This window comes from Acinetobacter sp. LF10 (assembly GCF_048585715.1).
Classification (GTDB): Bacteria; Pseudomonadota; Gammaproteobacteria; order Pseudomonadales; family Moraxellaceae; genus Acinetobacter.
Window position 1 is genome coordinate 1 of the sequence record NZ_CP184161.1, and the last position, 19,811, is coordinate 19,811.

The window sequence follows — 19,811 nt, forward strand, 5'->3', positions numbered from 1 at the left end:
AGGGAATCTTACAAGCTTTTAGATAATTTATGATTGGTTATTTTTTGATCTAAAAAAGTTATTTTTTAGGGAATAGTGATCTTTTAAATATAGATATATTTATATCACCAAGTTAATTAAATGAAAGGACAATGCTATGGGTAAGTTAGTAAATGGACCAAGTACAACCGGTAATCCATCTGGTGGCGGTCGCGGAAATAATCCTCCTAAAGGTAAGTAATTTTTAAGTATCTAGAGCTTGTTTAATCCATAGCTGGTTGAGCAAGCTCTTTTAAATCACTAGGCCATTGGCTTGACTCTGAATAAGAGATTCTATTTTTATAATAATCAGAAAACAGCTCCCAAAACTCATAATAGATCCCATGCATAAAGGCCTCATTTTTAGGTCTAGACTCACAGTCATTCTGGAAAAATCTATATATAAACCATATTAAAAACATATGGTTATAAGACTTGTATTCAGCTTTCACATCTAGCAAAATATTTATTGTTTCTTGAGTAATCTCTTTTGAAACAGCAGTTTGAATATCATTGCGTTCAGTTTTTTCTGAAAGCAACCAGATGAAATCTGTATAGCTAATAGGAAAGCCTTCATTAGCTTTTCTTATAAAGTTGTCTTTTTTATCAGTGTAATTTAGTAAATAGTTTGAAAAATTTAAACCACGGCAAGTAGAGGGCTTTTTATCATCTAGCTTTAAAGCGGCAAATGTTGCCATTAGAGTCAATAAGCTACGACTAGGATTAGTCCATAAAGCCTTATGTTTACTAGTTTTAGTAAACTTACCATCCTTGCACTGAAAGTTTTTTGGGTTCAATTTTTTTTGGAATAGCCAGCCCAAACATATTGGCTCAATATCATTAAAGAGCAAACGATGAGTTAATAGATCTAAATGAGAAAGAATAGAATAAAGATTTAAGGTAAATACAGTTTGTGAAAGGATATCGGAATTATTGAGACTAATAGCTTCTTTCCAAAAATCATCTAAAGTTTGATCTTGAATTTTTAAGGGACCAAAACTAGTCAAAAAATGCTTTAACTGATTAAAGTTATGCTCATTTAAATCATTATTAACGTTATCAACTAACTGGATATGATCCCAAAACAATGAAAACTCAGCGTCTTTAGGGAAGCGGATTATTCTAAAGAACTCAGTAAAGTTGTTTTCATTTTTAAATATCTTTTCCATATCACTATGTAATATCCTGAAATTATTTAATAATCTGTCAGTTGTCTTTAATACCGCATTCTTTTGTTTTTGGGTTAATTCACTAAAATCAATATTCCCTAAATGTGTAATTCTTTTGGTTTCATTTCTTATGTGAGCTGCCTGATGTTTATCTATGTTAAAAATGATTTGGTTTAGAAAAGTTTGGGTCAAAGTCATTTAATTATCTACTCTATTAGTTCAGTCTTAGCTGATTTAATAATAATACGCCTTATGCGAAACACTTTAACTTTTCCTTTCGCATCAATATCTTAAAGTAAGGCGTTCTAGAGTTCAGCGCACTGGAGCGGCTTTTTCGTGACTATTCACGTTCCACGTCTATTCCATGATCATTTTTCTGTATTTTTATTCATCTAGATTAAACAATCTTGATTAATCATAGGGTCTAAAAAAACGACTCCAAAACCCTCTTTTCTCAGGCTCTGGTTCAATGTGTTCAGGCACAGGTATGCGCTTATTTTCAGTTTCAACTGGAGTAGTCAATTCATCAGCTTTCAGCTCAGGTTCTTTCTGAGGATCTGTTGCTATATTTTGCTCATGTTTTTGATCGATAAACGTAGTTATATTAGCTTTTGGGGCTTCTAGTAGACGTTGCATCGTCTCAATTTGATTCTGATAAAAAGATTCACGTTCTTTAGCATCTTCAAGTTGATTTTTTAACATGTCTATTTGTTGTCTAAGCAGTAAATTTTCTGTCGAATTTTGACTGTCTACTTTTACAGGTTCTTTTACACTTTGTTTTTTAGATGGTTCACCGAACACACGGATTGCTTCAGATAAATCAATTTTATTATCTGAATTTTTGCTTAATATTCCTTTATTTATATGATTATAAATAGTTTGTCTATTTATGCTATATAACTTAGATAACTCAACAACAGAAAGACTTTTCATTGTGTAAAACTATGCCTAATCTTGTAAAAATAATATGTCTAATAGGCTGTCTATTAGACAACCTTTATAGACTAAACTTTTAAATCTAAATTGTCTAAATAATCTGAATATTTGTCTAAATTTACAGGGTCTTTTAATAGTTGTTTAATCCTTTTGGCAAAGTTTTCATAGCTTTCACCAGCTTCACTAAATTGGCTAGAAAAAGCAGAGTCATAAGCCAACTTATTTGCAAATAAATCTAGTTGTTTCTCTGTTAGGTTAGCTTTTTTAGGCTTAACTTTTTTACGTTCCTGTTTTTGTTTGAATGTGAAGGAGAAACCAGAAATTGTTCTGCCAGTTTTATGTTGTTGATAGTTAGCAGTTATATCTGTTAGTTCATTAACTTGTTTCAAGGCAAAATCTAGGACATAGGTTTTAAAATTACTCATAGTCTTGTATTGAGTAGCTTCAACGCCTAGTTGTTGTCTAAAGGTTGATAGATTAAAAACTGGTGTTTGGCCACTAGATCTCCATTGGATTAGTAGCTCATATAAGCGAATGGCGTATGTACTTGTTAATTTGGAAACTTGTTGTATTTCATATTTAGTAAAATTTTCTTCTAATCTGGTAATTAGAGGAACAATATCTTGAGTGAAACGTAAGAATACAACTCCTGATTGATGTTCATAACCAATTTTATCCACCCATCTACAATGGAAACTTCTGTCTTTACCTGTTTTTGGATTTATATCGTGATACGTAACATAACGATCAAATAAGCTTCTCGAGGCATCCCTAAGAACGGTATATGCAGTATGTTTTTCAACATTAAAAGTATTTATGTAGCTACTAGCATGAACTTCCAACAAGCTATTTTCCGTGATGCCTTGACCCGTTTCTCTTGCTTCAGCTATTGCCAAAAGAATAAGACGTTGCTCAACAGTATCTAATGTATAACTTGCTTGAATCAGAGCATTATCTTTTACAACTAACTCGGCCATTTTTTTAATATAAATCAAATTTAACTAGGTCATACCATAAACTATTTTAACTAGGTTGTAAAACGACCTATTAATTAGGTCGATAAACCTAGTTTTATGGGTCGATAAACCTAGTTTTATGGGTCGATAAACCTAGTTTTATGGGTCGATAAACCTAGTTTTATAAGCTTTGAAACATTTGCTATTAAAGGCTTTTAGCTTATCTAAAAGCATTAAAAACTATTAAAAATAATTAAAAGCCTTGTCTGGTCAAAATTGCCCTTGGTTTTCGCTACGCTCAAACTCTATTGAATCTCGCTTACGCTCGATTCTGGGGGCAATTTTTTGGTTCTTTTCGTTGTGAATTTGAGAAAAAGCAAAGGCAAGAGCAAAAGCAACTCGGAATTCGCTTCGCTCATAGAGCTTTATGCTCGCTTCGCTCGGTCTAGACTCAAATTTCTACATCTAAACTTCACTTTTTTAGGTTTGTTAACCTAAAAAAGCGGTTTTTCAGAGGGCCGAGGCGCGAATTTGGGGGATGTCGCTCGTAGACACTCGCTTGGTTAAGCTGTTCTTATCGTTTATAGATGCAGTGTTATTTGCTTCTATTTGCGTTTAGAGGCACTTTTTTGTTTTTTGGGTACTGATCTCTAGTTCAGTTTGAAATGATCGTACTATGGCGAAAATACAGCGTTTAAACGTGATATTTGTTTATTGCTCTGGTGTTTTGTTGAATGGGTTTCTTGGATCTTGTTTGGCTTCTTGTATAAATCGTTCAATTTCTTGGTATTGGCTTGAGTTGGCAATTTCTTGGGTGACTGTCTGTAGATCCTTGTTAGTTTGTTGCATAGTTTTACCGATCAAGGCCATACGAAATAAGGTTTTCAGGTTGTCCAAGTCCTGATTGGAGTGGGTTATTTGAAACTTTGCTCGTTCAAAAATACCTAGATAGAGTGAACCGATAAAGTATTTGATCTGGTCTTCTCGTTTTTTCTGTTGTTTCTGACTTTGTTTTTCCTTTTGTTGTTCTGGATTCAGGGCTTTTTCTATTTTCTGATTCAGGTTTTTCGCTGCGGTTTGGTGGCGTTGTGTCTTGAGGATCTCATCCAGTGCATCGTGCATGGCAAAGTAGGCATCGATGTCATGTTTTTGATGGAGCTTGAGGATGTTTTGTTGCAGTGCATTGCGTTTGGTAGGTTCTGTCTGTTGGATCAGTTGCAGCTGAAGCATGCGTTTGTTGTAGGCATTGCGTTCATAGCGACATTTCTGGATGAGTTGTCGGTCTTGCTCACTGAGATCCTGAAGACTTTTTTTGTTTTTGAGCATGTGCAAGCAACGTTCTTCAACTCGGCGTTTGAACGGTAGATTGAGGATGTGCGTGCCGAGTTCGTTGATTTCTTTTGCTGTGAGAACTAACGCTTTGCGTCCTGCCATTTGGATCTCATTTTGCCGTGAATTGGCTCCATGTTAGCGTCATGTTGTGGGCGTTTAAACTATTTTTTCTGCTATGCATAAAAAATAGTTTATCTCGTTTCCGTGTCTTTTTTTGACAATAACCGCTAAAGCGATTATTGTCAAAAAAAGACACTCCTCCTCGCTCCTGCGGAGAGCCTCCTTTGCGAATTGGATCTCAGGTGAATTCGGCATGTTTTACATGAATATTCGGCACAATGTGAAGAAGGATTCCAGTTCCAAGAATACCTTCCATTATCTGACTCGAACCGCGCATTTTGCCGAGCAAAAGGCCGATGAGGAATTGGAGTTTGTGCGTTCTGGAAATATGCCTGCATGGGCTGTCGATGCGCCTGCAAGCTTTTGGCATAGTGCGGATCGTTATGAGATTGCTCGAGGTCGAACCAGTTCAACGTTGACTGTGGCTTTACCAAAAGAATTGTCGAAACAGCAGCGTAAAGAATTGGTCGAGGCCTTTATTCAGGAATTTGCTGATCAGTATCAGTTCCCTTATACCGCAGCGGTGCATAATCATCCGAGTGAGCTGACAGGTGAAGATCAACCGCATTTGCATCTGATGTATTCTGAACGGAGTCTGTCCGATGGGATTGAACGACCACCAGAGCAGTTTTTTAAGCAGTATCGTCCAAAGAATCCTACTAAGGGTGGCGCACAGAAATTAACGGCTGATGCGTTGGGCTTTGGCCGTGATCAGGTGAAAGCTTTTCGAGAAAAAACTGAGCAGCTGATTAATCAGGCTTTGGAAATGCATGCACCGATGAAGACCATAATTCTGGAGGGTATGGAGATTGTTGTTCCAAATCGAGTGAGTCATCTGTCTAATCAGGAATTTAACCAGAAGTATGGAACGCAATTGCAGGATGTTCCACAGATCTACCGATGGAAGTTGAAAAGTGCTGATCCAATTATTCAGCTTGAAGTTGAGGCACAGAAGCAAACCATTCAACAGATTCGACAATTTAACAAGCTCCAGATCTATCAAAAGGAGTACAACCAAGCCTTAGAGCAGCGTAAAAATCAAGACTTGGATCGTGATGATAGTTATACGCCATCATGGTTCTAGGAATATTGTGAGGTTTTAAATAAAGCTTTTGGAGGTCGTATGAAGACTGGAAAACAAATTCTTGAGGGTTTATTTGACGATCAACGTGCTGCTGCACATGATCCCCATCATCCAGTGAATGATCAGCTTCGGGCTAGTCTATTGTGGAAGAAACATTTACTTGAGTTGATTCAGATCCCACGGTATCAACTGAAATCAGATGATAGCTATGTATTGGTGTCTGATATTCCTGAGTATTTTAAGGCACAGTTTGAGCAGTTTTTTTTAGGTCAGAACCTATTGCAGCATGTGGATCATCCTGATGAATCACGATTGGATAGCAAACGTTTAGACAGTTTTATTGCCTATCTCAAAGATCATCCAAGTTATAAATCAGAGCAGCGTGACCAAGTATGAAAAATCCAGTAGATGCAGATCGAATTCGAGCTGCTTTTAAGGCAACGCAAGGGATCGTGGAGCATGAGTTTGAGCAGCATGTGATTGATGCCAGTCAAGTGTATGTCGATGCGATGATTGAGCGGATTGCTTCAGGTGAGTCGACCTTTGAGGAGGAAGATGAGGTGTTAATGATGAAGTGGCGAGCTATGAATGCCTTACAGAATAAGGACTCATAGCTTCGCATAAGGCGTATTATGTTAATTTTAGAGAATCTTAAAATTAGTGAAAAAACTTATAACAAAATACTCATTTTTTCAGCCCCAAAAGAACCAAAATTAAGTTTAATTCTTCAAGTTAAATTGCTATAACACTCTTTGCAAATAAGAAGAGCCACAAAAATGACAAATTCATTTAATGCAGAACAAGCACGTCAGAATGCTTCTGAAATACAAGTAAGCTATTCAGACATGTTAAATAAAATTCTAACAGGGGCAGAAAGCTTGTCTAAAGTTGGAAGACGTAGCGGTTTATTTTTATTTCCTGCTGGTGCCACTGCCTCAGAACATGTCGTTGCTCTCGAAAATGAATTACGAAGTAGAGGTTTTACTATCATTACAGAGCTTGATAAGAAGCGAGATACGATAAATATAGAACTCGGATTTTAAGTAGTTCAGACCTTTATCAAACCTCATTTAACATAATGGGCGTTATACGAAATAAATCTTTATTATTTTAATAAAATCAAAATCTTATAAATTTTACATAACCCCAAAAAACACCAAAATGCCGACTCAGAAACAAGTCGGCTGCTTTTTAAGCATTTTTGTCACTTTTAGCCAATAAAATCGGTTAAAAAATACTCAAAATTTCAATTTTTCCTGATTTCTCAATGCCCCAACAACCCACTTTTATCCCCATTTCCTGCGGACAAATATCGGGATAATTTGAGGATATGTCCATGTACGCTATGGCGTACAGCCATTCAGGAAATTCACTAATAGCCATACTCAGTTCAATTTCCTATTATGAACTCATTGAGAACAGGATGTTCCAGATAACAATAAGAAATCAGCGCACCAGGATCGTGAAGCAAGACAGGAGTCATGCTTAACAGCCCAATACGAAAAACCCCGACAGGATGTCGGGGTTTTTTATTGTCTCATGATTTTAATTGTACTTTGACTCTACACACTTTAATGCTATGGTATATATCAGTGATATATATCTTGTGTATCTGGAGGTCAACATGGAAATTGCCAAAGTATTTCAAACTGGTCGCAGTCAAGCGGTTCGCTTGCCTAAGGCCTTTCGTTTCAATGGCACTGAAGTGGCCATCAAAAGCTTCGGACGTGGCGTTTTGTTGATGCCAATCGATAACCCTTGGGATGTCATGTTAGAAGCCATCAATGAGTTTGAGGTTGGATTCCAGTTGGAGCGAGCTGATCAAGGCGAACAGTTCCGTGAGGAGTTCAAATGATTTACCTCTTAGACACAAATATTTGTATCTATGTCATCAACAACAAGCCTCAACACGTTTTTGAACGCTTTAAGCAATATCAACTCGGCCAGCTTGCGATTTCAAGTATCACGGCATCTGAGCTGGCTTTCGGTGTAGAGAAGTCTGGATCTGAACGCAATAAACAGGCATTAAACAAGTTTTTGTCACCTTTAGAGATTCTTCCTTACGATGAACAAGCAATTTGGCATTACGCCAAATTACGCCAAGATCTTCAATCCATAGGCAAACCGATTGGCAGCTTAGATATGCTGATCGCTGCTCATGCTTTGGCATTGGATGTTGTATTAGTAACGAACAATACAAAAGAATTTGAACGGATTGATGGTCTAAAGCTAGAGAATTGGGTCTAATCGCTATATCTAGCACTATGCAGGGCTAGAATTCGCATAAGAGATTTTATGTTAAATGAAAGTAGTAAAATACGATATTAAGTAATTAAAGTTTTAATTAGCAGTTTAAAATAATAACATTACGCAATTTTTAAGGTATTAGTAAAATGAGTAGACCTATTAAGCACCTTAAGATTTCTGGCTATAAATCATTGAAAAATGTGGATCTTGAGCTAAAAAACCTAAATGTTTTAATTGGTGCAAATGGGGTTGGTAAAAGTAATCTAGTCTCTTATTTTAGGTTGTTAAGCGCCATCTTAGATAGAAAATTACAAATATTTGTTTCTCAACAAGGGGGAGCAGAGAGACTTCTTTGTGATGGAATTAAATATACTGATGCAATATCAACAGAGGTGTATTTTGGGAATAATGGTTATCTTTTGACCTTAAAACCTACTGTTAATGGTGAATTATATTTTGAGGAAGAAAGAACATATTTTGCTGGTAATTTTACTAGTAGAAAGCTATTAGGTAGTGGCCATACAGAAGCGCTATTGCCTAAATACGTTAAAGAAAAAGATCCAATCTCAATGTATTGTTATGATGCCATCAAAAAATGGCGTATATATCACTTTCATGATACTAGCGATACAGCCGCTGTAAAAAGGGCTTGTTCTGTACATGATAATGCTTATTTAAGACCCTCAGCAGAAAACCTAGCAGCATTTTTATATGAGATGAGAGAGAAAAATGAACTTCACTACAAAAAAATAGTAAAAGTTATAGGGTTAGCAATTCCGTATTTTGATGACTTTGTTTTAGAACCAAAGGAACTTCCAACTGGTGAAGAACAATTAAGACTCATTTGGAAGCAAAAAGACAGTGATTATAAATTATGGCCTAGTCAGCTTTCTGATGGTTCTTTAAGATTCATATGCTTGGCTACAGCATTATTACAGCCTGATCCACCAACAACTATAATTATTGATGAGCCTGAATTAGGCTTACATCCCTATGCCATAACTTTATTGGGGGGATTGTTGAAATCTGCCTCAGAAAGGATGCAAGTTATTATTTCTACTCAATCAGTTCCATTGGTTGATCAATTTGAACTTGAAGATTTAATTATTGTAGAAAGAGATAAGGACGGTACTAAGTTTAAAAAATTAGAGATACAAGAATATGAAGGCTGGTTAGAAGATTATTCTACAGGCGAATTGTGGGAAAAAAATATTTTGGGTGGGAGACCTACAGCATGGTAAGAGTTCATATTATCTGTGAAGGTCAAACAGAAGAAACCTTTATTAATGAAGTTCTTATGCCTGATTTTAGCCGTAAAGGAATTTATTTATATCCAGCTCTAATTGGTAGGCCGGGTCATAAAGGTGGTAATGTTAAATATAGTAGAATGAAAACGGATATTGAAAATCGATTAAATGATGAAGAAGCATATTGCACTACATTTTTCGATTTCTATGGCCTCCATCCAGATTTCCCAGGAAAACAAATAGCTTTAGGGCATACTAATTTAAATAGTAAAAAACAAGTCTTAGAAGATGCATTTTTACAAAAATTATCTGATGATCTAGGTGAAAACAAAATTAGAAGATTCATACCTTACGTGCAAATGTATGAGTTTGAAGGGTTATTATTCTCTGCTAGTGAAGCAATAGCTTCAAATCTGGGAGTAAGTTTATCTTCTGTAGAAACTATTATTAATGAATTTGATACGCCCGAACATATTAATAATAGTCCTCAAACAGCTCCAAGCAAACGACTCAAAAACTTAAGTCGTGGATACGACAAAGTATTTTTGGGATCTCTAATTGCGCTAGATGTTGGTATTAATGAAATGAGAGAAAAATGTGTTGGTTTTAATAATTGGTTAAATCAATTAGAACGTTTAACTAATATAGATATCTAATTTATAGTAAAAAAGCCCGACATCCTGTCGGGCTTTTTTAGATTGGGTTGCTCGTCTTGCTGATCTCGTGCTGCCCATTCCTTGCGCTACTTTCTTATTCTTGTTTTTCTGGAAACATCCTGTTCCCTATATAGCCATCATAGGATTAATGCATTGAATTACCAATCCGCAAAATCCTTAAATTTATGTAAGTTTTAGCTTACATAGTTGGCCTATTTTTATCCCAAGAGTTGTCCGCAGAAATTGGGGATGATTTAAGTCCTGAGTGGGTTGATAACACACACTAAAGCTTCATTTTGATTAAATATTAACCGTATTTATTGGCAAGAAGTATCAAATCTGCTCATAAAAAAGCCGACTTGTTTCTAAGTCGGCTTTTTGCTGTTTTCGAGGTCAGTCAAAAATTTTTAACTATATGAAAAACAACGTATTTTTATAGTGCATTTCGTATAAGCTCTATTATGTTAAATAATTAAGGATAAAAGCTTTATTACTAAATAGAACAGTTGCTTAAAGCAGTATAGAGTTAAGTTTGCATTTTAATATCAAGTTGTCTTTCAGCACCGATAATCACCATACGAATCCCATTTTCAAAAATGTCATCCGCATTCATATTTTGTAAGGTATTCACTCCTTGGAGCATGAGTGGATATATAGTTGGATCGGCTTCGAATGGTGGGTCTGATCTTATTTCTTCTTGCTGCTCCTCAAGGACCCACCCAACAATAAACCTTCCTAATGTCATAAGTAATGCAACTGCTTCAACAGGAGAAAACCCAGCATGAGATAACAGCGCAACTTGGGCCTCAATCGTGTTGAAATGTCCTTGACTGGGGCTAGTTCTTGCATGTAGACGAGCACCATCACGGTAAGCTAGTAGTGCTCGACGAAAGCTTACAGAATTAGCGAGCAACCAATCTTGCCATGTCATCCCATCGATGGGTAAAGAAACTAAATGGTGTTCATTTATAATGGTTTCCGCCATTGCTTCCATTAACAAGGATTTATTCTTGAAATGCCAATATAGAGTTGGAGATTTAATACCCAATCGTTGAGCTAGCTTGCGTGTGGTTATTGAATCTATGCCTTCTTCATTCAACATATCCAATGCGGTACGCAGGACTATTTCACGTGTCAGACGTTGAGGTGCAATATCTTTTTTACTCATAAATCTATCACTGATAGGGAGTGTGTGAGAGAATATTAATTCTATCATTGCTAGAGAAGGCATTTGTGAAGAAATCATTGAGCGTGATTTTAATCACTATATTTCTGGATGCTGTTGGGATTGGTTTAATTATGCCGATCTTGCCTGAATTATTACGGTCATTGGCTGGAGCTGAAGCAGGCGGTGTTCACTATGGTGCTTTATTAGCTGTGTATGCTCTGATGCAGTTCATTTTTGCACCTATCCTTGGAGCGTTGAGTGACCGATTTGGACGTCGACCTGTATTAATTATTTCAATTGCTGGTGCAACGGCTGATTATCTCCTAATGGCTGCTGCTCCTTCTCTATTGTGGCTATATATTGGTCGTATTTTTGCGGGAATTACAGGTGCCAACATGGCTGTTGCAACAGCTTATGTTTCAGATATTACTCCAGCCCATGAGCGTGCAAAAAGGTTTGGTCTCCTTGGAGCTGTCTTTGGTATTGGGTTTATAGCGGGTCCGGTAATAGGTGGAGTTTTGGGTGAATGGAACTTACATGCACCGTTCTTTGCTGCTGCTTTTATGAATGGGATTAATTTAATAATGACAGCAGTCTTATTAAAAGAATCAAAACACAGCAATAAAATGACTGAGAAGGTTCAGGAGCAATCAATATTAAAGAAATTATCCTATTTGATCACTCAACCTAATATGGCTCCATTGCTTGGTATCTTTTTAATTATCACATTGGTTTCACAAGTCCCCGCAACTTTATGGGTTATCTATGGGCAGGATCGTTATGGCTGGAGTATATTTATTGCAGGTGTTTCCCTTGCTAGTTATGGAATATGCCATTCTATTGCACAGGCTTTTGCTATCGCCCCTATGGTAAAGAGGTTTGGAGAGAAAAATACGTTGTTATGTGGAATAGCTTGCGATGCAATTGGTTTACTTCTTTTATCTATTGCTGTTGAAGAATGGGTGCCTTTTGCGTTGTTACCATTGTTTGCCCTTGGTGGAGTAGCCGTTCCTGCTTTGCAAGCAATGATGTCCAGAGGTATTAGTGATGAAAGACAAGGTGAATTACAAGGGCTATTAAGCAGTTTTAATAGTCTGGGGGCTATAATTGGTCCTGTATTAGTTACTAGCCTCTATTTTATGACTCAGGCATCAGCTCCTGGAATGGTATGGGCATTAGCTGCAATACTTTATGTAATCACCCTACCCTTATTGCTTAAGTATCGCCTGAATAAATATTCTGGAGTTCCATAAAATATTTAATTTATTGGTTTAAAAACTAATGGATTCTATAGTTTATCTAAAATTAACATAATACACCTTATGCGAAATACTTGAACTTTTCCTTTTTGCATCAATATCTTAAAGTAAGCCGTTCTAGGGTTCAGCGCACTGGAACGGCTTTTTCGTGACTATTCACGTTCCACGTATGTTTTTTAATCAATGTTCCACAATTTTGATTAGCTACAGTCAACAATGCTCTCACCCATTCGGTAAGAAAAAGCGACTGAGAAAGCCTCTTTTCGGCTGCTCTGGTTCTACGTGCTCTGGCACTGGAATACGCTTATTTTCTGTTTCGACTGGAGTAGTCAATCCGTCATCTTTCGGTTCGAGTTCTGACCGAGTATCTGTTGCTATATCTGGAGCAGATTTCTGATCGGTAAACGTAGTCATATTGGATTGTGGGGGCTTCATTTCAATGAGTGTTAGCAGTGTATCTATACGAGCATTTGCCTTGGCTTCACGATCTTCGGCTTTTTCTAACTGTTTTTTTAGAAAATCAATTTGGTTTTTGAGTTCTACAACTGTTTTATCAGTGTATTCAGATGTATTTTGATTTTGTATTGGAGACGTATCGATACGTTTTACTTGTTTTACTCCAAAAGGTTCTCCATAGACACGAAGAAGTTCTGAAAAATCTATAAAACCATCGTGGTCACGGCTTAACACACCGTTTTTTATATCTTTATATAGCGTAGCTCGAGATTTTTTATACAGGGTTGCAGCATCACTAACACTGTATTTTGTAGCTGTATTCATAGTGTATTGCTGTGTATTTTGAAAACGTATTGGAGAATACAATATGTGTATTCTCCAATACACTCAAGCTTTAAAGCCTAAGTTTTTTAGATGAGGCAAAAACTGTTTTTGCTGTATTGGATCTCTTAGCATTTCTTTGATTTTCGCGGCTAGGCTCTCATAGCTTTCATTACCATTTGCTAAGTTTGAAAATTCAGGTAGTCGTGAAAGCTGATTGCCAAACATATTGATTTGAGCATCTGTCATTTGTTGGAATGCTGTTTGGGGCGTTCTAGTTAATTCTTGTTGAGATGGCCTAACTTTCGATTTAATTCTGAATTGAATGTCAGTGATAACTCGTCCTTTTTTGAATTGGTCATAGTCAACGGTAATATCAGTGTGTTTATTAATTTCACTTACTGCTCTGTCTAATACGTTGGATTTAAAGTTAGACATTGTTGAATATTCAGTCGCGTCAAGACCTAACTTTGATCTAAGATCGTTAATACTATATTTCTCAGTTTTTGCGACATTCAACCATTTAATTAATAGCTCATATAGTCTTATGCTATATTTACTTCTAAAATCAGATACTTGCTCTATATGATATTTGGTAAATTGTTCGCTTAATCGGCTAATTAAGCTGATAACTTCGTTGCTAAGGTATAAAACAATAAGACCATTAGAATCTACATAGGTCACTTTGTTTACCCAATTTGCTGTAGTAAGAGCCTCTAGGCCCTTATATCTATCTAAATAACTGAACTCCCTTCTTTTTAGTGTTTTTGCTGCCTCTCTGAGCAAGCCATAGGCATTATTACTATCCACTTTAAATTGATGAATGTAGTCGCTTACAAGCACTTCTATTGGTGTATCTGGCGTGAGATTAGAAGACTCTCTAGCTCCAACTATGGCCAAGAGCATAATACGTTGCTCTATGAGTGATAAGTTAAAAGAAGCATCGATAAGAGCATTATCTTTAACAACTAATTTATTGTTATTTGTCATGATATGAAGCTTATTAATTCATTTAACTAGGTTATATGTCATATATTTTAAATAGTCAATAATCTATCTATTTATATACCCCTTAAACCTATCTTTATCACCCCTTAAACCTATCTTTATCACCCCTTAAACCTATCTTTATCACCCCTTAAACCTATCTTTATCACCCCTTAAACTATTGCAAACAAAGGATTTCAGCCTGTCTAAAAGCATTAAAAACTATTAAAAATAATTAAAAGCCTTGTCTGGTCAAAATTGCCCTTGGTTTTCGCTACGCTCAAACTCTATTGAATCTCGCTTACGCTCGATTCTGGGGGCAATTTTTTGGTTCTTTTCGTTGTGAATTTGAGAAAAAGCAAAGGCAAGAGCAAAAGCAACTCGGAATTCGCTTCGCTCATAGAGCTTTATGCTCGCTTCGCTCGGTCTAGACTCAAATTTCTACATCTAAACTTCACTTTTTTAGGTTTGTTAACCTAAAAAAGCGGTTTTTCAGAGGGCCGAGGCGCGAATTTGGGGGATGTCGCTCGTAGACACTCGCTTGGTTAAGCTGTTCTTATCGTTTATAGATGCAGTGTTATTTGCTTCTATTTGCGTTTAGAGGCACTTTTTTGTTTTTTGGGTACTGATCTCTAGTTCAGTTTGAAATGATCGTACTATGGCGAAAATACAGCGTTTAAACGTGATATTTGTTTATTGCTCTGGTGTTTTGTTGAATGGGTTTCTTGGATCTTGTTTGGCTTCTTGTATAAATCGTTCAATTTCTTGGTATTGGCTTGAGTTGGCAATTTCTTGGGTGACTGTCTGTAGATCCTTGTTAGTTTGTTGCATAGTTTTACCGATCAAGGCCATACGAAATAAGGTTTTCAGGTTGTCCAAGTCCTGATTGGAGTGGGTTATTTGAAACTTTGCTCGTTCAAAAATACCTAGATAGAGTGAACCGATAAAGTATTTGATCTGGTCTTCTCGTTTTTTCTGTTGTTTCTGACTTTGTTTTTCCTTTTGTTGTTCTGGATTCAGGGCTTTTTCTATTTTCTGATTCAGGTTTTTCGCTGCGGTTTGGTGGCGTTGTGTCTTGAGGATCTCATCCAGTGCATCGTGCATGGCAAAGTAGGCATCGATGTCATGTTTTTGATGGAGCTTGAGGATGTTTTGTTGCAGTGCATTGCGTTTGGTAGGTTCTGTCTGTTGGATCAGTTGCAGCTGAAGCATGCGTTTGTTGTAGGCATTGCGTTCATAGCGACATTTCTGGATGAGTTGTCGGTCTTGCTCACTGAGATCCTGAAGACTTTTTTTGTTTTTGAGCATGTGCAAGCAACGTTCTTCAACTCGGCGTTTGAACGGTAGATTGAGGATGTGCGTGCCGAGTTCGTTGATTTCTTTTGCTGTGAGAACTAACGCTTTGCGTCCTGCCATTTGGATCTCATTTTGCCGTGAATTGGCTCCATGTTAGCGTCATGTTGTGGGCGTTTAAACTATTTTTTCTGCTATGCATAAAAAATAGTTTATCTCGTTTCCGTGTCTTTTTTTGACAATAACCGCTAAAGCGATTATTGTCAAAAAAAGACACTCCTCCTCGCTCCTGCGGAGAGCCTCCTTTGCGAATTGGATCTCAGGTGAATTCGGCATGTTTTACATGAATATTCGGCACAATGTGAAGAAGGATTCCAGTTCCAAGAATACCTTCCATTATCTGACTCGAACCGCGCATTTTGCCGAGCAAAAGGCCGATGAGGAATTGGAGTTTGTGCGTTCTGGAAATATGCCTGCATGGGCTGTCGATGCGCCTGCAAGCTTTTGGCATAGTGCGGATCGTTATGAGATTGCTCGAGGTCGAACCAGTTCAACGTTGACTGTGGCTTTACCAAAAGAATTGTCGAAACAGCAGCGTAAAGAATTGGTCGAGGCCTTTATTCAGGAATTTGCTGATCAGTATCAGTTCCCTTATACCGCAGCGGTGCATAATCATCCGAGTGAGCTGACAGGTGAAGATCAACCGCATTTGCATCTGATGTATTCTGAACGGAGTCTGTCCGATGGGATTGAACGACCACCAGAGCAGTTTTTTAAGCAGTATCGTCCAAAGAATCCTACTAAGGGTGGCGCACAGAAATTAACGGCTGATGCGTTGGGCTTTGGCCGTGATCAGGTGAAAGCTTTTCGAGAAAAAACTGAGCAGCTGATTAATCAGGCTTTGGAAATGCATGCACCGATGAAAACCCTAATTCTGGAGGGTATGGAGATTGTTGTTCCAAATCGAGTGAGTCATTTGTCCAATCAGGAATTTAACCAGAAGTACGGAACGCAATTGCAGGATGTCCCACAGATTTACCGATGGAAGTTGAAAAGTGCTGATCCAATGATTCAGCTTGAAGTTGAGGCACAGAAGCACACCATTCAACAGATTCGACAATTTAACAAGCTCCAGATCTATCAAAAGGAGTATAACCAAGCCTTAGCGCAGCGTAAAAATCAAGATCTAGATCGTGATGATGGTTATACGCCATCATGGTTCTAGGGATATTGTGAGGTTTTAAATAAAGCTTTTGGAGGTCGTATGAAGACTGGAAAACAAATTCTTGAGGGTTTATTTGAAGATCAACGTGCAGCTGCACACGATCCCCATCATCCAGTGAATGATCAGCTTCGGGCCAGTCTATTGTGGAAGAAACATTTACTTGAGTTGATTCAGATCCCACGGCATCAACTGAAATCAGATGATAGCTATGTTTTGGTGTCTGATATTCCTGAGTATTTTAAGGCTCAGTTTGAGCAATATTTTTTAGGTCAGAACCTATCGCAGCATGTGGATCGTCCTGAAGAATCGAGATTGGATAGCAAACGTTTGGACAGTTTTATTGCCTATCTGAAAGAAAATCCAAGTTATCAATCACAGCAGCGTGACCAAGTATGAAAAAGAATGTAGATGCAGAGCGTATTCGAGCTGCTTTTAAGGCAACGCAAGGGATTGTGGAGCATTCATTTGAGCAGCATGTGATTGATGCCAGTCAAGCGGATGTTGATGCGATGATTGAACGGATTGCGTCTGGGGAGTCGAGTTTTGAGGAGGAAGATGCGGTGTTAATGATGAAGTGGCGAGCTATGAATGCCTTACAGGATAAGGACTCATAGCTTCGCATAAGCTGTATTATGTTAATTTTAGAAATTATTAACTCAATAGAACCACTTGTATTCAGCTCAAATGTCGTAAAGGAAAAGTATTGTAAAAGAATTAGAATTATTTGATCATGTTGTTTTGAATAAAAGTAATATCCGTTTAATTCCCTTATCTTTTGAACATGAAAGTGGGCTTATGGAAGCATGTAAAGATGGTCAGCTATGGAAATTAAGAGTGACATCAACACCACATTATTCTGAGGTTCATCAATATATTGAAACAGCTCTAATACAAAAACAGGAAGGTACACGTTATCCATTTGTTGTCATTGAAGAAAGCTGTGGGAAAGTTCTAGGTACAACTAGTTATCATGATGTTCTTTTGAACGTGAAACGCTTAGAAATAGGTTATACCTGGTATGCAAAATCAGTGCAGCGTACGCATGTCAATACGACATGTAAGTTGCTATTACTACAATTTGCTTTTGAACAGTTAAATACTGAGACGGTTGGACTTCGCACTGATATTTTTAATATTAAAAGTCAGCGAGCAATTGAAAGATTGGGTGCAAAAAAGGATGGGATAATTAGAGGGCATGCTTTACGTAAAGATGGTACAACTCGAGATACCGTAATGTACAGTATTATCAAAAGTGAGTGGACTAACATAAAAGCACATCTAATTGATTTATTAGATAATTATTAACTATAAGATTTTATTACACCAATACATTAGGATTATGATTTAACATAAAATCTCTTATACGAATAATTTTGAAAAGCAAAAGGCCTAGCATGTAGCTAGGCCTTTTGCTTTTCAAAATAATCAGATGGTTGATGCATCTACTGCATTAGCCACAGAATCATCTACTTCAATTAGTTTGAAATTTTCGATTCCAACTAAAACACTAGGCCTAGCATCTGTTTTAGGTGAAGCCATATGACCTGCCACCACATCAATATCTAAGCCTAAAATATATTTTCCTTCGGAAATGCCATTTTCTTTAAGAAGAATTTTTGTCATTTCCTCTATAGAAATACTAATTTGTTTTTTACTCATAATATTTACTTATATTTTAAGATAAAGCATTAACAATAAAACCATGTGTATCAAACTTCTCAGCAGTCGAACTTTGCTTTCGATCTGTCTGATAAGCAATGGTGATGACACAATCATTTAACTCATCAATAGAAGAGTTAAGATTTTGAATTGATGAATGAATTTCTTCACCATGATGCACATAATACTCAAGAGCTTGAGTAACATATTGGTTCAAGGAAATATCGAGTAAAGTAGACTTTTTAGAGATCTCTTTATGTAGTTCAGGAGATACTCGGACATTAAAGGTTCCACTTAAAGATTTATCTGGATCAACACCCAAGAATTTACAATCTTCAAGATACTCATCTACAGCTTCATGAAAGGCATCTTCGATATCATTAGCGCTATCAGCTTCATAAGTAATGATATCTCTAATAAATAGGATCTTACCATGTAGAATTTTATCGTTAGAATCAAACTCTAAGGATCCTATATAACCTTTATATGGACCTAAGTTCTTCATCTTAATTTTCCTTTAGAAAGGTAATTATTAAGTATAAAAAAAGCTTCTGATTCATTATTCCAATGAATTAGGAGCTTTCTTTATCACGTTTAACTTGATCTATCGCTTCAATTGCATTGGCAATTTGATAGCCCTTTAACACGTCATCAGGATGAGATCTTGATAACTTTACCTTTAGTCCAGTTTCTGGATGATAAAAAGTAAAGTGAGATCCTTTTGCTTTGCGTGTTAATACGGTGAAACCATACTGTTTCATCAAGGTAACTAAGTCGTCCCAAGGAAAGCTAACGGGCTTTGGTTTAGCTCGTAGTTTTTGTTCTAGCTTATCGCTTTGGCTCATAATTATAATGCCTTAATAAAATTTTATTAGCAACTAAAAAATAGTTGCAACCATGTATTCCTTATTTTAAATGATCTTTTACAAAATGCACATAGGAAAAGTTTTTTTCACAAAACCAAAGTTATAATACAATAAATAAGATTATGATTTTAATAAATATTTTAAAATTAAAATGCGTCAATTTGTGACGTATTTAACACAAAATCTCTTAGAATAAGTCAAAAAAAGGAGCTTAAAGCTCCTTTTTTTTCTATCTAACTATATTAATCTTCGGTGATGTTTGTATACCTAATTGCCTGAAAATATGGGATAGAGCTATGTTGCGATACTGGTACATTGCAATTTGTGAAAAATCAAACCATTGTTCGGATGTGAATTGGTTTATATGAGAAAAAGGTGGATAACCTCTTAGAGCTAAAAATGCATTAATTTCTTCTAGCATTGGATCGAACTCAAACATTTTTTGAAACCTAATAAATAATGGAATCCAATTGTAAAATACCTTTAGAAGGTCACTTTTTTATTGTTCCAAATCCTCTATACAGTTTTTTGTACTCTAATTTACAGTTGATTTGGGAAATTATCCCGATATTTGTCCGCAGGAAATGGGGATAAAATAGCATCAGAGAAGCCTTAAGAAATCAGGAAAATTTGAATTTTTGAGTATTTTTTAACCGATTTTATTGGCTAAAAATGACAAAAATGCTTAAAAAGCAGCCGACTTGTTTCTGAGTCGGCATTTTGGTGTTTTTTGGGGTTATGTAAAATTTATAAGATTTTGATTTTATTAAAATAATAAAGATTTATTTCGTATAACGCCCATTATGTTAAAT

General features: G+C 36.5%; 25 protein-coding genes. 13 read left to right on the forward strand and 12 right to left on the reverse strand.

The features are described 5' to 3' along the window. Positions 1–242: 242 nt before the first annotated feature. The 4 genes from ACN19N_RS15685 to ACN19N_RS15700 all read right to left on the reverse strand — a co-directional run bounded on the left by ACN19N_RS15685 (position 243) and on the right by ACN19N_RS15700 (position 4,513). Positions 243–1,385 (reverse strand): hypothetical protein, encoded by a 1,143-nt coding sequence (locus ACN19N_RS15685; protein ID WP_018680118.1) that lies wholly within the window; start codon positions 1,383–1,385, stop codon positions 243–245. 213 nt (positions 1,386–1,598) lie between these two features. Beyond that, a complete protein-coding gene (locus ACN19N_RS15690; protein WP_018680119.1) occupies positions 1,599–2,120 on the reverse strand; it encodes a plasmid replication DNA-binding protein in 522 nt (173 codons plus the stop codon). A gap of 71 nt (positions 2,121–2,191) precedes the next feature. Further along, on the reverse strand, positions 2,192–3,100 hold the full coding sequence (repM, locus tag ACN19N_RS15695; protein ID WP_018680120.1) for a replication initiation protein RepM: 909 nt from the start codon (positions 3,098–3,100) through the stop codon (positions 2,192–2,194). A 690-nt stretch (positions 3,101–3,790) separates the two neighbouring features. Further along, on the reverse strand, positions 3,791–4,513 hold the full coding sequence (locus tag ACN19N_RS15700; protein WP_420002407.1) for a hypothetical protein: 723 nt from the start codon (positions 4,511–4,513) through the stop codon (positions 3,791–3,793). A 211-nt stretch (positions 4,514–4,724) separates the two neighbouring features. Here ACN19N_RS15700 and ACN19N_RS15705 point away from each other — a divergent pair, with 211 nt between their 5' ends. The 4 genes from ACN19N_RS15705 to ACN19N_RS15720 all read left to right on the forward strand — a co-directional run bounded on the left by ACN19N_RS15705 (position 4,725) and on the right by ACN19N_RS15720 (position 6,658). After that, positions 4,725–5,615: a MobA/MobL family protein gene (locus ACN19N_RS15705; protein ID WP_420002412.1), complete on the forward strand. Its 891-nt coding sequence runs from the start codon at positions 4,725–4,727 to the stop codon at positions 5,613–5,615. Positions 5,616–5,654: 39 nt separating this feature from the next. Beyond that, positions 5,655–6,011 carry a hypothetical protein gene (locus tag ACN19N_RS15710; RefSeq protein WP_151781637.1) on the forward strand — a complete coding sequence of 119 codons (357 nt, stop codon included), beginning with the start codon at positions 5,655–5,657 and terminating at the stop codon, positions 6,009–6,011. Continuing rightward, entirely contained in the window at positions 6,008–6,229 is a 222-nt protein-coding gene (locus ACN19N_RS15715) for a hypothetical protein (RefSeq protein WP_086335755.1), read from the forward strand. The genes ACN19N_RS15710 and ACN19N_RS15715 overlap by 4 nt, the downstream gene beginning before the upstream one ends. Before the next feature lie 162 nt (positions 6,230–6,391). Then, complete coding sequence (locus tag ACN19N_RS15720; protein ID WP_151776320.1) at positions 6,392–6,658, forward strand: hypothetical protein; 267 nt, start codon at positions 6,392–6,394, stop codon at positions 6,656–6,658. 184 nt (positions 6,659–6,842) lie between these two features. Here the strand turns inward: ACN19N_RS15720 and ACN19N_RS15725 are convergent, their stop codons facing one another. Beyond that, positions 6,843–6,998: a hypothetical protein gene (locus ACN19N_RS15725; protein ID WP_171327138.1), complete on the reverse strand. Its 156-nt coding sequence runs from the start codon at positions 6,996–6,998 to the stop codon at positions 6,843–6,845. A gap of 241 nt (positions 6,999–7,239) precedes the next feature. On the opposite strand from ACN19N_RS15725, the gene ACN19N_RS15730 reads away from it, so the two are divergent. The 4 genes from ACN19N_RS15730 (at position 7,240) to ACN19N_RS15745 (ending at position 9,765) form a co-directional block, all read left to right on the forward strand. After that, positions 7,240–7,470, forward strand: coding sequence for an antitoxin (locus ACN19N_RS15730; protein WP_012268402.1), 231 nt, complete (start codon positions 7,240–7,242; stop codon positions 7,468–7,470). Then, positions 7,467–7,862 (forward strand): type II toxin-antitoxin system tRNA(fMet)-specific endonuclease VapC, encoded by a 396-nt coding sequence (vapC, locus tag ACN19N_RS15735; protein WP_075041255.1) that lies wholly within the window; start codon positions 7,467–7,469, stop codon positions 7,860–7,862. The genes ACN19N_RS15730 and vapC overlap by 4 nt, the downstream gene beginning before the upstream one ends. A gap of 146 nt (positions 7,863–8,008) precedes the next feature. Then, entirely contained in the window at positions 8,009–9,103 is a 1,095-nt protein-coding gene (locus ACN19N_RS15740) for an AAA family ATPase (RefSeq protein WP_151781636.1), read from the forward strand. Continuing rightward, on the forward strand, positions 9,097–9,765 hold the full coding sequence (locus ACN19N_RS15745; RefSeq protein WP_151781635.1) for a DUF4276 family protein: 669 nt from the start codon (positions 9,097–9,099) through the stop codon (positions 9,763–9,765). Before ACN19N_RS15740 ends, ACN19N_RS15745 begins: the two co-directional genes overlap by 7 nt. Before the next feature lie 526 nt (positions 9,766–10,291). Here the strand turns inward: ACN19N_RS15745 and ACN19N_RS15750 are convergent. Beyond that, positions 10,292–10,933 (reverse strand): TetR/AcrR family transcriptional regulator C-terminal domain-containing protein, encoded by a 642-nt coding sequence (locus ACN19N_RS15750; RefSeq protein ID WP_004787586.1) that lies wholly within the window; start codon positions 10,931–10,933, stop codon positions 10,292–10,294. A gap of 65 nt (positions 10,934–10,998) precedes the next feature. Here ACN19N_RS15750 and tet(39) point away from each other — a divergent pair, with 65 nt between their 5' ends. Next, a complete protein-coding gene (tet(39), locus tag ACN19N_RS15755; protein WP_004856455.1) occupies positions 10,999–12,186 on the forward strand; it encodes a tetracycline efflux MFS transporter Tet(39) in 1,188 nt (395 codons plus the stop codon). A gap of 228 nt (positions 12,187–12,414) precedes the next feature. Here tet(39) and ACN19N_RS15760 read toward each other — a convergent pair whose 3' ends face one another. The 3 genes from ACN19N_RS15760 to ACN19N_RS15770 form a co-directional block, all read right to left on the reverse strand. After that, positions 12,415–12,972 (reverse strand): plasmid replication DNA-binding protein, encoded by a 558-nt coding sequence (locus ACN19N_RS15760; protein WP_025468577.1) that lies wholly within the window; start codon positions 12,970–12,972, stop codon positions 12,415–12,417. 63 nt (positions 12,973–13,035) lie between these two features. Continuing rightward, positions 13,036–13,959, reverse strand: coding sequence for a replication initiation protein RepM (repM, locus tag ACN19N_RS15765; protein ID WP_017724908.1), 924 nt, complete (start codon positions 13,957–13,959; stop codon positions 13,036–13,038). 690 nt (positions 13,960–14,649) lie between these two features. Next, complete coding sequence (locus ACN19N_RS15770; RefSeq protein WP_420002407.1) at positions 14,650–15,372, reverse strand: hypothetical protein; 723 nt, start codon at positions 15,370–15,372, stop codon at positions 14,650–14,652. 211 nt (positions 15,373–15,583) lie between these two features. On the opposite strand from ACN19N_RS15770, the gene ACN19N_RS15775 reads away from it, so the two are divergent. The 4 genes from ACN19N_RS15775 to ACN19N_RS15790 all read left to right on the forward strand — a co-directional run bounded on the left by ACN19N_RS15775 (position 15,584) and on the right by ACN19N_RS15790 (position 17,779). Further along, positions 15,584–16,474 carry a MobA/MobL family protein gene (locus ACN19N_RS15775; RefSeq protein ID WP_420002408.1) on the forward strand — a complete coding sequence of 297 codons (891 nt, stop codon included), beginning with the start codon at positions 15,584–15,586 and terminating at the stop codon, positions 16,472–16,474. A 39-nt stretch (positions 16,475–16,513) separates the two neighbouring features. Continuing rightward, positions 16,514–16,870 (forward strand): hypothetical protein, encoded by a 357-nt coding sequence (locus tag ACN19N_RS15780; protein WP_420002409.1) that lies wholly within the window; start codon positions 16,514–16,516, stop codon positions 16,868–16,870. After that, positions 16,867–17,088: a hypothetical protein gene (locus tag ACN19N_RS15785; protein WP_420002410.1), complete on the forward strand. Its 222-nt coding sequence runs from the start codon at positions 16,867–16,869 to the stop codon at positions 17,086–17,088. The genes ACN19N_RS15780 and ACN19N_RS15785 overlap by 4 nt, the downstream gene beginning before the upstream one ends. 124 nt (positions 17,089–17,212) lie before the next feature. Further along, positions 17,213–17,779, forward strand: a complete 567-nt coding sequence (locus ACN19N_RS15790; protein WP_420002411.1) for a GNAT family N-acetyltransferase — start codon at positions 17,213–17,215, stop codon at positions 17,777–17,779. A gap of 120 nt (positions 17,780–17,899) precedes the next feature. Here the strand turns inward: ACN19N_RS15790 and ACN19N_RS15795 are convergent, their stop codons facing one another. The 3 genes from ACN19N_RS15795 to ACN19N_RS15805 form a co-directional block, all read right to left on the reverse strand. Continuing rightward, on the reverse strand, positions 17,900–18,133 hold the full coding sequence (locus tag ACN19N_RS15795; RefSeq protein ID WP_023274831.1) for a hypothetical protein: 234 nt from the start codon (positions 18,131–18,133) through the stop codon (positions 17,900–17,902). 16 nt (positions 18,134–18,149) lie between these two features. Continuing rightward, entirely contained in the window at positions 18,150–18,638 is a 489-nt protein-coding gene (locus tag ACN19N_RS15800) for a type II toxin-antitoxin system HicB family antitoxin (RefSeq protein WP_000792939.1), read from the reverse strand. A gap of 67 nt (positions 18,639–18,705) precedes the next feature. Next, a complete protein-coding gene (locus ACN19N_RS15805; RefSeq protein WP_018680114.1) occupies positions 18,706–18,978 on the reverse strand; it encodes a type II toxin-antitoxin system HicA family toxin in 273 nt (90 codons plus the stop codon). Positions 18,979–19,811 lie beyond the last annotated feature (833 nt).